The following is a 13177-nucleotide window of genomic DNA, read 5'->3' as shown; positions in this document are numbered from 1 at the left end:
CCATTCAAGCGCCCCAGGGCGCATCGGAGTTAGTTAGATGGCACACAAGAAAGCTGGCGGCTCGTCGCGCAACGGTCGCGACTCGCATTCCAAGCGTCTGGGCGTGAAGAAGTTCGGCGGCGAAGCCGTCATCCCGGGCAACATCATCATCCGTCAACGCGGCACCACCTGGCATCCCGGCGTCAATGTCGGCATGGGCACGGACCACACCCTTTTTGCGCTCGAGACCGGCGCAGTCACCTTCAACAAAAAAGCCAACGGCCGAACCTACGTATCGGTCAACCCGATTACCAAAGCCGCGGAGTAGCCGGTTCCGCACTATAAAACCGGCGCCCATCTCGGGAACCGGTGTCTGGCCAAACCAGTGAATGGAGCCAGGAAAAGGATCAGGGGAGATGGGTTTTCCATCTCCCCTTTTTCTTGCCTGGAGGACGTCGAATGGTTGCCGAAGCGGAAGACACCGAAGACGAAAGTTACGCGATAGATTGCCCGGTGCTGGCCACGGAGCGGCTGGTGATGCGCGCCCCGTGTGAAGCCGACATCGCGCAACTGGTCGAGCTTGCCGACAACCGTCATGTCGCCGAGATGCTGGCCCGCATGCCGCACCCCTATGGCGAGGCCGAGGCACGCGCCTTCCTGGCCATGACCCGGTCGCGCCGGGCCGGCATCGCCTACGCCCTGACGCTCGCCGGCACCGACATTTTCGTCGGCTGCGCCGGCCTCAACATGACCGATCGCGGGCTGGAACTCGGCTACTGGATCGGCGAGCCCTATTGGAAGCGCGGCTATGCGACGGAGGCCGCGCACGCGTTGGTCGACCTCGCCTTCCAACGGACGTCGATCCAGGTGCTGCAGGCTTCGACGCGGGTGATCAATCCGGCCTCGCGCCGGGTCATCCACAAATGCGGCTTCCAGTATGCCGGCCAGGGCATGCTGAACTCGATCGTCGCCGGCCAGGTGCCGGTCGAGCGGTACCGGCTGGACAGAAAGACCTGGATCAGCCTGCGCAACTGGGTCCACTTCTGATGGTTTGTTCCGATCAAGCCGATGGCCGATTATAGCAACCATATCGAAGCAGTCACGATTGCGCCGATGACGCCGCGCGATGTCGAGAGTTTTCACCAGGCGCTCGACATCGTTGCGCGTGAGCGGAAGTACCTGTCTTTCCTGGAAGCGCCGCCGCTCGATCAAACCCGAACATTCATAGTGGACCGCATCGGGAGAGGCGACCCAGGGTTCGTGGCGGTTGTTCGTGGCGAGGTTGTCGGTTGGTGCGATATCTCACGGCATGACCGGCAGATACATGCTCATCGCGGCACCCTTGGAATGGGAATTGTGCCGGACTATCGAGGACGTGGTCTGGGACTGCGGCTTATCAATGCCGCCTTGACGGAAGCACGCAACATCGGCTTCGTCCGCATCGAGCTTTCCGTGCATTCCGACAATGCCCGCGCCATCTCCCTCTACTACAAGGTCGGGTTTGTCACCGAGGGTGTGCAGCGTGACGCGGTCGCAAAAACGCCGGCAGATGAACAATCGCCGGTCAGCCCATCTCGACCCAAATCGGGAGATGGTCCGAGCCGACCGCTTCACGGTCGACCCACAGGCGCTTCAGCGATCCGGCGAGCGAGGCCGAGGTGAAGATGTAGTCGATGCGTTTGTGGCGGCTTGTGTCTTCGGGTCGCGTGGGATCGACCCAGGTGACGACGTCTGGTGTGTTCAGGCGCTGGGCGACGTCGACGGCGAGATCGGCGGTCAGCGGCATGCCGAATTCATGGTCCGGGCGGCCGACGAGTTCGACATATTCGGGCGAGCCGGGCAGCATGTTGAAGTCGCCCATGACTATGAAGGCTTCGGGATAGGGCAGGTCCGGCAGGCCGATCTCGGGAATGCCGGAGAGACCGCCGCCCTCGAAGGCATAGTTCAACAGGCGCTGGCGCAGGAACCGGATCTGGCTGGCGCGCTCAACCGGACTGCGATGGTCAAGATGCGTGGAATAGAAGCGGATGAAGCCGAGCGGGGTCTCGACCAGCGCCTCGAGTGCGCCGCGCTGGAAGTTCATCGCCTCAAGGCTGCGGCTGCGCGGCAAAAGCAGATTGCGCGACAGATGGATCGGCGTCTTCGACAGCACCATGTTGCCGAGCTGGAAAGTGGTGGTGATGGCGCGGCCGGCCTCTAGGCGCGAGCCGACATTGACCTCGAAATTGCTGCCGTAGGCGGCAAAATATTCGGGCAGCGCCTCGCCGATCTCGGCGACCATGTCGCGGTTGCCGTTCCTCGGATTGTTGCGGGTCACTTCCTGCAGCGCGATCACGTCGGCGCCGCGAACCGCCGCGGTGATGCGGCCGAGATCGTAGCGGCCATCCAGACCGATACCGTACTGGATGTTGTAGCTTACAACCTTCATTCCCGCGCCCCTCAAGCTCCGTCCGCGAACACTGCTACCGCGTCCCCGGCAAAAGGGCATCCGGCGCTTTAGTCGCAAAACGGCCTCGCCCTTGGCCGCGCCTTGGTTTAGAGCAAGGCGCAAGATCTAAAGCAAAGCCGCAAGGCCAACAGAAACTGCGTAGTCCAATGAAATTTCTCGATCAAGCCAAGGTTTATATCCGCTCCGGCGACGGTGGCGCCGGCTCTGTGTCGTTCCGGCGCGAAAAATTCATCGAGTTCGGCGGCCCGGATGGCGGCGACGGTGGCCGCGGCGGCGATGTCTGGCTGGAAGCGGTCAATGGGCTGAACACGCTGATCGACTATCGCTACCAGCAGCACTTCAAGGCCAAGACCGGTGTCCACGGTATGGGCCGCAACATGACCGGCGCCAAGGGCGCTGATGTGACGCTCAAGGTGCCGGCCGGAACCCAGGTGTTTGCCGAGGACAATGAGACGCTGATCTGCGACCTGACCGTGGTCGGCCAGCGCTTCTTGCTGGCCAAGGGCGGCAATGGCGGTTTCGGCAACCAGCATTTCAAGACCTCGACCAACCAGGCGCCTCGCCGCGCCAATCCCGGCCAGCCCGGCGAAGAGATGAATGTCTGGCTGCGGCTGAAGCTGATTGCCGACGCCGGCCTGGTCGGGCTGCCCAATGCAGGCAAGTCGACTTTTCTGGCAACCGTCACCGCGGCCAAGCCGAAGATCGCAGACTACCCCTTCACCACGCTGCATCCCGGCCTCGGCGTTGCCCGCATCGATGCGCGCGAATTCGTCATCGCCGACATTCCGGGCCTCATCGAGGGCGCGCATGAGGGTGTCGGCATCGGCGACCGCTTCCTCGGCCATGTCGAGCGCACGCGTGTACTTCTACACCTGGTCTCGGCGCAGGAGGAAAACCCGGGCAAAGCCTACAAGACCGTGCGCGCCGAGCTCGACGCCTATGGCAATGGGCTGATCGAGAAGGTCGAAATCGTCGCGCTCAGCCAGGTGGATATCCTTGACGCCGATGAGCGCAAGAAGAAGGTTGCGTCCCTCAAACGCGCTGCCGGCCGCGCGCCGATGCTGCTGTCGGCGGCCACCGGCGAGGGCGTCGAAGCGGTGCTGCGCGCGCTGATGGCGGTTGTCGGCGAAGCGCGCGACAGGGCTGCCGCTCCCGTCGAGACCCGCTGGGACCGATAGCGATGACGGCGCAGTCGCTGACAAAATACCGGCGCATCACGGTCAAGATCGGTTCGGCCTTGCTGGTCGACCGCACCAGCGGCCTGAAGCGCGACTGGCTGGCTTCGCTTGCCGAGGATATTGCGGTGCTGGCCAATGGCGGCGCCGAGATCCTGGTCGTGTCGTCCGGCGCCATTGCGCTCGGCCGCACCATTCTCGGTCTCGGAAAACGGGCGCTGAAGCTCGAGGAGAGCCAGGCGGCGGCCGCCGTCGGGCAAATTGCGCTCGCCGGCGCATGGTCGGATGCGCTGGGCAAGGGTGCGCTGAAATCGGGCCAGATCCTGCTGACGCTCGGCGACACCGAGGAGCGCCGACGCTATCTGAATGCCCGCGCAACGATCTCGACGCTGCTCAAGATGAAGGCGGTGCCGGTCATCAATGAGAACGACACGGTGGCGACCTCCGAAATCCGCTATGGCGACAATGACCGGCTGGCGGCACGCGTGGCGACCATGATGGGCGCCGACCTGCTGGTGCTGCTCTCCGACATTGACGGGCTCTATACGGCGCCGCCGGCGCGCGATCCCGATGCAAAATTCATTCCGGTGGTCGACCGCATCACGCCCGATATCGAGGCGATGGCGGGGGCGGCCGCATCCGAACTGTCGCGCGGCGGCATGCGCACCAAGCTCGATGCCGGCAAGATCGCCACCGCCGCCGGCACCGCCATGATCATCACCTCGGGCACCAGGCTGTCGCCACTGATGGCGATCGAGCGTGGCGAGCGCGCCACCTTCTTCAGGCCGAGCGCCAATCCGGTGAAAGGCTACAAGACCTGGATCGCCGGCCAGCTCGAACCGGCCGGGCGGCTCACCGTCGACGCCGGCGCCATCGGTGCGCTGCTGTCCGGCAAATCGCTGCTGCCGGCCGGCGTCAGGCTGGTCAGCGGCAATTTCTCGCGCGGCGACACGGTGGCCATCCTGTCGCCGGAAGGGCGCGAGATCGCGCGCGGGCTGGTTGCCTATGATGCCGCCGATGCCGTAAGGATCGCAGGCCTGAAGACCGCCGAGATCGAAACCGTGCTCGGCTACGAGGCGCGCTCGGCGATGATCCACCGCGACGATCTGGTGGTGAGCGATCCGGGTGACCAGATACGGGCTGCCGGCCAGGTATGGGCCGGGGGCGAGGTAAGCGGAGGATGAGACATGCTGAAACTGCATGAACAATCCGGGGATGACACCGTCGCGCTGATGGCTGATATCGGCCGCCGCGCCCGCGCGGCCGCCCGACCGTTGGCGATTGCGACCGCCGCCGCCAAGAATGCCGCACTCGTCGCCATGGCCGACGCGATCATTTCGCGTGAGCAGGACATTCTCGACGCCAACGCCATCGATGTCTCGAATGGCCACGAATCGGGATTGTCCGGCTCGTTCATGGACCGGCTGAAGCTCGATCCGGCGCGCACCCGTGCCATGGCGGATGGCATCCGTGAAATCGCCGAGCTCAGGGACCCGGTCGGCGATGTGATCGCGGCCTGGGATCGCCCCAACGGCCTGCAGATCGAGCGCGTGCGCACGCCGCTCGGCGTTGTCGGCGTCATTTATGAAAGCCGGCCGAATGTGACGGCGGATGCCGGCGCACTCTGCCTCAAGGCCGGCAATCCGGTGATCCTGCGCGGCGGCTCGGACTCGCTCAATTCATCCGCCGCCATCCATGCCTGCCTGGTCGAGGGGTTGAAGGCCGCCGGCCTGCCCGAAGACGCCATCCAGTTGGTGCCGACCGCTGACCGCGCCGCCGTCGGTGAGATGCTGAAAGGGCTTTCCGGCAATCTCGACGTCATCATTCCGCGGGGCGGCAAGAGCCTGGTCGGGCGCGTCCAGAGCGAGGCGCGGGTGCCGGTCTTTGCCCATCTTGAAGGCATCTGCCATCTCTACATCGACCGCTCGGCCGATCTCGACATGGCGGTCAGGATCGCCGTCAACGCCAAGATGCGGCGCACCGGTGTCTGTGGCGCTGCAGAGACTTTGCTGGTCGACCGCGCGGTGGCCTCCACGCATCTGGTGCCGATCCTCGACGCGCTACGCGCCGCCGGCTGCGAGATCCATGCCGATCAGGAAGTGATGAAGCTGTTCTTCGACGCCAAGCCGGCGACCGATGCCGACTGGGTGACCGAATATCTCGACGCCGTCATCGCGGTAAAACTGGTCGACGGGATTGCCGGCGCCATCGACCATATCGAGACGTTCTCCTCACACCACACAGAGGCGATCATCGCCGAGGATACCAAAGCGGTCGAGCGGTTCTTCAACGAGATCGACTCGGCGATCCTTTTGCACAATGCCTCGACGCAGTTCGCAGATGGCGGCGAATTCGGCATGGGAGCCGAGATCGGCATCGCCACCGGCAAGATGCATGCGCGCGGTCCGGTCGGCGTCGAACAGCTGACCTCGTTCAAATACCGCGTGCGCGGGTCGGGACAGGTGAGGCCTTGAGCGCTGGCCTTACCCTCCCCCTTGTGGGGAGGGTGGCGAGCGCAGCGAGCCGGGTGGGGGTACGACGCTGAATTCTGCAATCCCCCCACCCCGCTCCGCTTCGCGGATCGACCCTCCCTACAAGGGGGAGGGTGGCGCGCCTCTTTCCTCGCACTACCTCCGTATGCCGCATGCCGAGAAAGGCCTCGCCGTCGGCCTGTTCGGCGGATCGTTCAACCCGCCGCATGCCGGCCATGCGCTGGTGGCGGAAATTGCCTTGCGGCGCCTCGCGCTCGACCAGCTCTGGTGGATGGTCACTCCAGGCAATCCGCTGAAGAGCACGAGGGAATTGGCGCCGCTGAGCGACCGGCTGCTGCAGTCGGAGCAGATCGCCAAGAACCCGAAGATCAAGGTCACCGCCTTCGAGGCGGCGCATCATATTCGCTTCACCGCCGACACGCTGGCGCTGGTCAAGGCACGCAATCCCGGCGTCGACTTCGTCTGGATCATGGGCGCCGACTCACTCCGCGATTTCCACCGTTGGCAGCGCTGGCGCCAGATCGTCATGACCTTCCCGATCGCCGTCATCGACCGCCCGGGCGCGACGCTGTCCTTCCTGTCCTCGGTCGTGGCCAAGACCTTCGACTATGCCCGCGTCGACGAGGGTGACGCGCCCCGGCTCGCGCGCATGAAGGCGCCGGCCTGGACCTTCATCCACGGCCCACGCTCATCGCTGTCATCGAGTGCTATTCGCCAGCAAGCCAAGGGGTAACTCCGTAAGACCAGATCGCCGATGTCGCTTTTACGGCGGCCTTTCGCGATTGGCTGGGCGATGCTGCGCTGGATATGGCCACTTCAGTGAACCAGACCGACATCGACCCCAATCATGGCGCCCCGCCGGCGCCCGTGATCGCCATTGCCAGCGTAATCGTGTCGATGGCGCTGATCGCGGTCGGCAACGGGTTGATGTTCGCCTATATCCCGGTCCGGCTTGGCGTCGAGCGCTTCGATCCGACCTGGGCCGGGCTGATCATCACCGGCCTGTCTGCCGGCGGACTTGCCGGCTGTATCCTGACCGGGCCGCTGGTGCGCCGCGTCGGGCACGCCCGCGCCTTCATGGTGCTGTCGGCGCTGATAGCGCTGTCGAATGCTGCCATTGGCGCCGGCACCTACCCGCTGCTGTGGATCGCGGCGCGCGCGCTTTACGGTTTTGCAATATGCGGCCTGTTCATCGTCGCCCAGAGCTGGCTCAACGATGCCGTCGCAAACGCCATTCGCGGCCGGGTGATGGCGGTGTTTTACGTCGCCTATGTCGCCGGACTTGGCGTCGGCTATGCCCTGCTGGCGGCGGTCGACATCGCGACGGCGCAGGCGCCGCTGATCGGCATTGCCTTCACCGCGGTGTCGATCCTGCCGGTCGGCATGACGCGGTTGGCTCAACCGCCGCCACCTCGCGCAGCCTCCGTGGCGCTTGGCCGCGCCTGGCGGATCTCGCCGGTCGGCGTGGCCGGCATGCTGGCCGTCGGCGGCCTGTCGATGGCGATCGCCGGGTTCGCACCGATCCATGCCACGGCCAAGGGCTACAGCCAGGCCGATGTGGCGCTGCTTTTGTCGGCCATGCCCGTCGGCACGCTGATCCTGCAGATCCCGCTCGGCTGGATTTCGGATCGTACCGATCGCCGTTACGTGCTGGCCGGCGCTGCGGCACTGGCCATCGTTGCCGGTATTCTGGCTATCGGCTTTGACGGTGGCGCTCTGGCGGTGCTGGTGGTGATCTATGTGATCTGGGACGGCGCTTCGGAATCGATCTATTCGCTGGCCAGCGCACACGCCGCCGATCGCGCCGGCAAGGACGACATGGTGGCGCTGTCGAGTTCGTTGCTGTTTGCCTGGTCGCTGTCGGGGTTCATCGTGCCGGGTATCGTGACGGCCCTGTCGGCTGTCTATGGCACGCAGGCCTTCATTTATGTGGCCATCGTCATCGCCACCGTCTTCTGCCTGTTCGTGCTGTGGCGAGTGGCCACCACGCGCGCCGTCCCCGCTACGGAGACCAGCAGTTTCGCGCCGATGTCGGCGCAGGCGCCGCTGCCGGTGGAGCTCGCCTACGCCCCGGAAGATCAGCGCTGAACGGTTTCACAGCTCCTACTGCCTGGTGGCGGCAGTTTCCTGTCGAGCCTCCGGCGGAGGTGCGGGAACCGAAATGGCTTCGGCGTCGAACGCCTGCTTGACGCGTTTGGTGAGATCGATCTGGGTGGCGAAGAAATCCGCCGCCGTGGTCCAATAGCGCAAGGTGATGGCGACGCTGGCATCGCCCACGGTGGCAACGAAGGCGATCGGCGCCGGCTCTCGCTTGACGCGGCGCTCGCTGCCGGCAACGCCCAGCATGGTTTTCTGCGCCAAGTCGATGTCGTTCCAGGAGCCGATGCTCAGCGTGATATCGCCGCGGCGCACACCATTACGGGTAAAATTGCGCACCGGCTGGTTCCATAGCGTCGAATTGGGCGCCAGCACATAGACGCCGTCTGTCGTGCGGAGCTTGGTGGCGAACAGGCCGATTTCCTCGACGGTGCCGGAAATGGCGCCGACCTCGACATATTCGCCGATGCGGAATGGCCTGAGCGCCAGAAGCATGATGCCTGCGGCGATGTTCTGCAGCGTGCCTTGCAGCGCCAGGCCGATTGCCAGCCCGATGGCGCCGATGGCGGCGATGATCGAGGCCGTCTGAACGCCGAACTGGCCGAGCACCATGATGGCGACCAGGATCAGGATGGCGTAGCGCACGATCTTCGAGAAGAAATGTCGCAGCGTCGCGTCGAAACCATGGATATGGCCGAGGCCGGCTGAGATCGATCGTTCTGCGAGCCCGGCGACGAGATAGCCGACGACCAGCAGGATGATGGCGCCGATGGCGGAGAAGGAATAGGAAACGATCAGTGTGCTGAGTTGCGCAAGGCCAGCCTGCACGGTGAGCAGCGTGTTCTGGGGGTCGATTGGCATCAGGAAAATCCGTTTGGGGGGTGTGTCGATAACCCCTGCCGCGGCCATGGGTTCCGATTTTTCTCAAGGCTCCGGAACCGGAAGTCGTGCACTGCGTTCGCGCTGGCAGGGCCTCCCGTCTTGAAACTGCAAGGGAACTCTGCCTATCTATGGGGTGTCACCTGATTTCGTGGGTGATTTGGTTGTTCTTGCTTCGAAAGGAAATACACTGAGAACAGCATTGCGGAAGAAGGCTGACGTCATGCCTTCGCCGGCCAGGATCAGCGTAGATGACGCCGTGTCCCGTGCCATCAAGACAGTCCTTGCCAGTCTGGAAGACTCCAAGGCCGAAAATATTGTCTCAATCGACATTCAGCGGAAATCGAGCCTCGGCGACTATATGGTCATCGCGTCGGGCCGGTCACACCGTCATGTCTCGGCTGTCGCCGACCACCTCCTCAAGGCGCTCAAGGATGCCGGTCTCGGCACGGCGCGCGTCGAGGGGCTGTCCGGCGCCGACTGGGTCCTGATCGATTCAGGCGACATCATCGTCCATGTCTTCCGCCCAGAAGTCCGCGAATTCTACAATCTTGAAAAGATGTGGCAGGCGCCGGACCTCGAGGAAGAGACCTTGCACTGAGCTCCGTCTCATGTCGTAACCATCCTGGGTGCGACATGGATTGAAAGCTCGCCGAGGCAGGGATGAAGATAGCAGTTCATGCCGTGGGCCGGATGAAGGCCGGCCCCGAGAGAGAACTCGCCGACCGCTATTTCGAGCGTTTCGCCAAGAGCGGCCCGGCGATCGGGTTCGAATTCTCTGGTGTCGCCGAGATCGCCGAGGGACGAGCCCAGAACGCCAATGAGCGCCGCCGCGAGGAAGGCCAGAAGCTGCAGGCACAGCTGCAGCCGGGCACGGCGCTGTTCCTGCTCGACGAACGCGGCAAAAACCTGTCCTCAGACGATTTCGCCAGCCGTATCGGCCAGCTGCGCGATGGCGGACGCAAGGCGTTGGTCATCGCCATTGGCGGCGCCGACGGGCACGACCAGTCGGTTCGCGATCAGGCTGAGCTGATGGTCTCGTTCGGCGCGGCGACCTGGCCGCACCAACTGGTGCGTGTCATGCTGGGCGAGCAGCTCTATCGGGCGGCAACGATTCTTTCGGGACATCCCTACCACCGTTCGTAAATCAGTGGGTCGAGGGTCAATCGTCCGGATTTCCGCCCCAATGCGCGGCTGTTTTGTGCTAGGCTTCGGTTCGATCATGGTTGATGGTTCGTTAACGAAGCCACGCATAGAGTCGGGCTTCAATGGCTGACAACGGGAAATCACGAACGGGCTTCCGGCACGCGCGCTGCGGCATCGCTGCGGCGGTGGTTTTGCTGTCGCTCGGGCTTGCACGGGCCGAAAATACGCTGGACGTGGCGCCCGACCCCGATCTGAGCCGTGCCGAATATGAGAAGGTGTCGGCCGAGATCACGCTGTCGTCCGAACGGCTGGCCAAGCTCGCCGCCGACATTGCTTCGGTCAAGAAGGACCATGCCTCGATCACCGCGGCGCTTATCCAGTCGGCTATGACCGAGCAGAAGCTCGGCCAGGACATCGAGGATATCGGCGCCAGGCTCGAAGGACTGAAGGGCGAGGAACAGAAGATCCGTGTCTCGCTGGCGGCGCGGCGCGACGTGCTGGCCGAGGTGCTGGGCGCGCTGCAGCGCATGGGGCTCAATCCGCCGCCGGCGATCCTGGTCAAGCCGGAAGACGCGCTGTCGTCGGTGCGCAGCGCCATCCTGCTCGGCGCAGTGGTGCCGGAACTGCGCCAGCAGACCGACAAATTGCTGGCCGACCTCAGGGAACAGACCCGGGTGACGGCCTCGATCGAGGCCGAGCGGACGCGGCTGACGGCGGCGGTCGGCGAGCAGACGGCGGAAAAGAAACGCCTCTCCATGCTGCTCGAAGCCAAGCAGAAGCTCGAGGCGGACACCTGGACGGCGATGGCCGCTGAAAAGCAGCGGTCCCAGGCGCTTGCGGCCAAGGCCGGCAGCCTGAAAGAGCTGATCGCTTCGCTTGAAGCCGACAAGAGCCGCAAGGCGGCGGATGCCGTCAAGGCAGGCGAACAGAAAGCGGCCGACAGCGATAAGCCGGACGCCGATAACGCCGATGCAGGCACAACCGCGTCGACGGAGCTGGCTTCGCTGCCCGTGCCGGAAGGCAACCGCCTCACCGCCGCTGCGCCGTTTTCGGCACTTCAGGGACAAGTCTCGCTGCCGGTCACCGGCAAGATCAAGCTGCGTTTCGGGGCCGATGACGGTAACGGCGCGGTGATGCTTGGCGACATGGTTGCGACACAATCGGGAGCCATCGTCACGGCACCGGCGGACGGAAATGTGCTTTATGCGGGGCCTTTTCGCTCCTATGGTCAACTCTTGATCCTCAATGCGGGAGACGGCTATCATGTCGTCCTGGCGGGGATGAGCAGAATCAGCGTCGCGTCTGGCCAGTCGGTGCTCGCAGGAGAGCCGGTCGGCGCGATGGGAGAGGCCCGGGTGGCAAGCACCTCGGCCTCGAAGAATGGAAATGCCACGCCGGAACTCTACGTCGAGTTCCGCAAGGATGGAAAACCCGTCGATCCGACCCCATGGTGGGCGGACCGCTTCTCTGGAAGGACGTGAAATGATGCGGAAACTGTCGCTTCTTATTGCCGGTGCGCTGATGGGCGCGTCAGCGATGAGCCTGGTCTATGGCGCGCCCGGCTCGACGGCGAACGCTGCAGGCTCCGAGACCTACAAGCAACTGGCGATCTTCGGCGACATCTTCGAGCGCGTGCGGGCGCAGTATGTGACGCCGCCGGACGACAAGTCGCTGGTCGAAAACGCCATCAACGGCATGCTCACCTCGCTCGACCCGCACTCCTCCTACATGAACGCCGAGCAGGCGCAGGACATGCGCGTGCAGACCAAGGGTGAGTTCGGCGGCCTCGGCATCGAGGTCACCATGGAGAACGACCTGGTCAAGGTGATCACGCCGATCGACGACACCCCGGCTGCCAAGGCAGGCGTGCTGGCCGGCGACTATATCGCCAAGATCGACGGCCAAGAGGTTCGCGGCCTGACGCTCAACGATGCAGTCGAAAAGATGCGCGGCCTGGTCAACACGCCGATCAAGCTGACCATCCTGCGCCAGGGCGCCGACAAGCCGATCGAGCTGACGGTGGTGCGCGATATCATCAAGGTCAAGGCGGTCAAGTTCCGGGTCGAGAACGACATCGGCTACATGAAGATCACCTCCTTCACCGAAAAGACCTATGACGACCTCGAGAATGCCATCGACACCATCAAGAAGCAGGTGCCGAACGACAAGCTCAAGGGCTATGTGCTCGATCTGCGCCTCAACCCGGGCGGCCTGCTCGACCAGGCGGTGAGCGTGTCCGACGCCTTCCTCGACCGTGGCGAGATCGTCTCGACCCGCGGCCGCGACCCGAAGGACGTCACACGCTTCGACGCCAAGGCAGGCGACGACATCGGCGCCAAGCCGCTGATCGTGCTCGTCAATGGCGGTTCGGCCAGCGCCTCCGAGATCGTCGCCGGCGCGCTGCAGGACCTGCGCCGCGCCACAGTGGTCGGCACGCAGTCGTTCGGCAAGGGCTCGGTGCAGACCATCATCCCGCTTGGCGAGAACGGCGCGCTGCGCCTGACGACGGCGCTCTATTACACGCCGTCCGGCAAGTCGATCCAGGGCAAGGGTATCACACCCGATATCAAGGTCGACCAGCCGCTGCCGCCCGAACTGCAGGGCAGGGACCTGACGCGCGGCGAATCGGACCTCAAGGGCCATATCAAGGGCGCCGACGAGAGCGATACCGGCTCGGGCTCGGCTGCCTATGTGCCGCCGGATCCGAAGGACGATCTGCAGCTGATCTATGCCGAACAGCTGCTGCGCGGCCAGAAGACCGATCCGGCATTCCCGCCGAATCCGGAAAAGGCAGTGCTCAACCAGTAAAATCGACTGGTAGCTCTGGCTGCCCAATCGAAGCGGTGCAATGCTGCCGGGACCGTGAGGTTCCGGCAGTTTGATTCGGGGGCAGCTGGGCGCTGCGCCTCAAAAGGCGCAGGGGACGCGCCTTCAGTTTTGGATCTGCGCATGGCGAAAAG

General features: G+C 64.2%; 14 protein-coding genes. 12 read left to right on the top strand and 2 right to left on the bottom strand.

Going from position 1 to position 13177, the window contains the following annotated elements; all coding sequences use genetic code 11:
• Positions 1-37 precede the first annotated feature (37 nt).
• The 3 genes from rpmA to NKI05_RS17335 all read left to right on the top strand — a co-directional run bounded on the left by rpmA (position 38) and on the right by NKI05_RS17335 (position 1641).
• Entirely contained in the window at positions 38-307 is a 270-nt protein-coding gene (gene rpmA / locus NKI05_RS17345; RefSeq protein ID WP_015315190.1) for a 50S ribosomal protein L27, read from the top strand.
• Positions 308-438: 131 nt separating this feature from the next.
• Positions 439-1026, top strand: coding sequence for a GNAT family N-acetyltransferase (locus NKI05_RS17340; protein ID WP_023688901.1), 588 nt, complete (start codon positions 439-441; stop codon positions 1024-1026).
• 21 nt (positions 1027-1047) lie between these two features.
• Positions 1048-1641 (top strand): GNAT family N-acetyltransferase, encoded by a 594-nt coding sequence (locus NKI05_RS17335; protein ID WP_081727334.1) that lies wholly within the window; start codon positions 1048-1050, stop codon positions 1639-1641.
• Here NKI05_RS17335 and NKI05_RS17330 read toward each other — a convergent pair.
• Complete coding sequence (locus NKI05_RS17330; RefSeq protein WP_023728671.1) at positions 1544-2407, bottom strand: endonuclease/exonuclease/phosphatase family protein; 864 nt, start codon at positions 2405-2407, stop codon at positions 1544-1546. The two genes, NKI05_RS17335 and NKI05_RS17330, sit on opposite strands and share 98 nt — an antisense overlap.
• A gap of 167 nt (positions 2408-2574) precedes the next feature.
• Here NKI05_RS17330 and obgE point away from each other — a divergent pair, with 167 nt between their 5' ends.
• From obgE to NKI05_RS17305, 5 genes are all read left to right on the top strand, one after another.
• A complete protein-coding gene (gene obgE / locus NKI05_RS17325) occupies positions 2575-3606 on the top strand; it encodes a GTPase ObgE (protein WP_023668691.1) in 1032 nt (343 codons plus the stop codon).
• A gap of 2 nt (positions 3607-3608) precedes the next feature.
• Positions 3609-4787 (top strand): glutamate 5-kinase, encoded by a 1179-nt coding sequence (gene proB, locus NKI05_RS17320; RefSeq protein WP_023684120.1) that lies wholly within the window; start codon positions 3609-3611, stop codon positions 4785-4787.
• Positions 4788-4790: 3 nt separating this feature from the next.
• Entirely contained in the window at positions 4791-6077 is a 1287-nt protein-coding gene (locus tag NKI05_RS17315) for a glutamate-5-semialdehyde dehydrogenase (RefSeq protein WP_023815255.1), read from the top strand.
• A 163-nt stretch (positions 6078-6240) separates the two neighbouring features.
• Positions 6241-6828 (top strand): nicotinate-nucleotide adenylyltransferase, encoded by a 588-nt coding sequence (locus NKI05_RS17310; protein ID WP_023815254.1) that lies wholly within the window; start codon positions 6241-6243, stop codon positions 6826-6828.
• Between the two features lie 74 nt (positions 6829-6902).
• Complete coding sequence (locus NKI05_RS17305; RefSeq protein WP_023712011.1) at positions 6903-8183, top strand: MFS transporter; 1281 nt, start codon at positions 6903-6905, stop codon at positions 8181-8183.
• Between the two features lie 15 nt (positions 8184-8198).
• Here NKI05_RS17305 and NKI05_RS17300 read toward each other — a convergent pair whose 3' ends face one another.
• Positions 8199-9053: a mechanosensitive ion channel family protein gene (locus NKI05_RS17300; protein WP_352792733.1), complete on the bottom strand. Its 855-nt coding sequence runs from the start codon at positions 9051-9053 to the stop codon at positions 8199-8201.
• Between the two features lie 241 nt (positions 9054-9294).
• Here NKI05_RS17300 and rsfS point away from each other — a divergent pair, with 241 nt between their 5' ends.
• The 4 genes from rsfS to NKI05_RS17280 all read left to right on the top strand — a co-directional run bounded on the left by rsfS (position 9295) and on the right by NKI05_RS17280 (position 13025).
• Positions 9295-9672 carry a ribosome silencing factor gene (rsfS, locus tag NKI05_RS17295; protein ID WP_023668698.1) on the top strand — a complete coding sequence of 126 codons (378 nt, stop codon included), beginning with the start codon at positions 9295-9297 and terminating at the stop codon, positions 9670-9672.
• Positions 9673-9734: 62 nt separating this feature from the next.
• Complete coding sequence (gene rlmH, locus NKI05_RS17290) at positions 9735-10217, top strand: 23S rRNA (pseudouridine(1915)-N(3))-methyltransferase RlmH (RefSeq protein WP_023815253.1); 483 nt, start codon at positions 9735-9737, stop codon at positions 10215-10217.
• A 122-nt stretch (positions 10218-10339) separates the two neighbouring features.
• Positions 10340-11698, top strand: coding sequence for a murein hydrolase activator EnvC family protein (locus tag NKI05_RS17285; RefSeq protein ID WP_023668700.1), 1359 nt, complete (start codon positions 10340-10342; stop codon positions 11696-11698).
• Between the two features lies 1 nt (position 11699).
• Entirely contained in the window at positions 11700-13025 is a 1326-nt protein-coding gene (locus NKI05_RS17280) for a S41 family peptidase (protein WP_023668701.1), read from the top strand.
• Positions 13026-13177: the final 152 nt, after the last annotated feature.

Source organism: Mesorhizobium sp. M0771, assembly GCF_040320155.1.
Classification (GTDB): Bacteria; Pseudomonadota; Alphaproteobacteria; order Rhizobiales; family Rhizobiaceae; genus Mesorhizobium.
The sequence above is the reverse complement of the archived record's forward strand: the minus strand, read 5'-3'. Positions and strand labels throughout refer to the sequence as shown.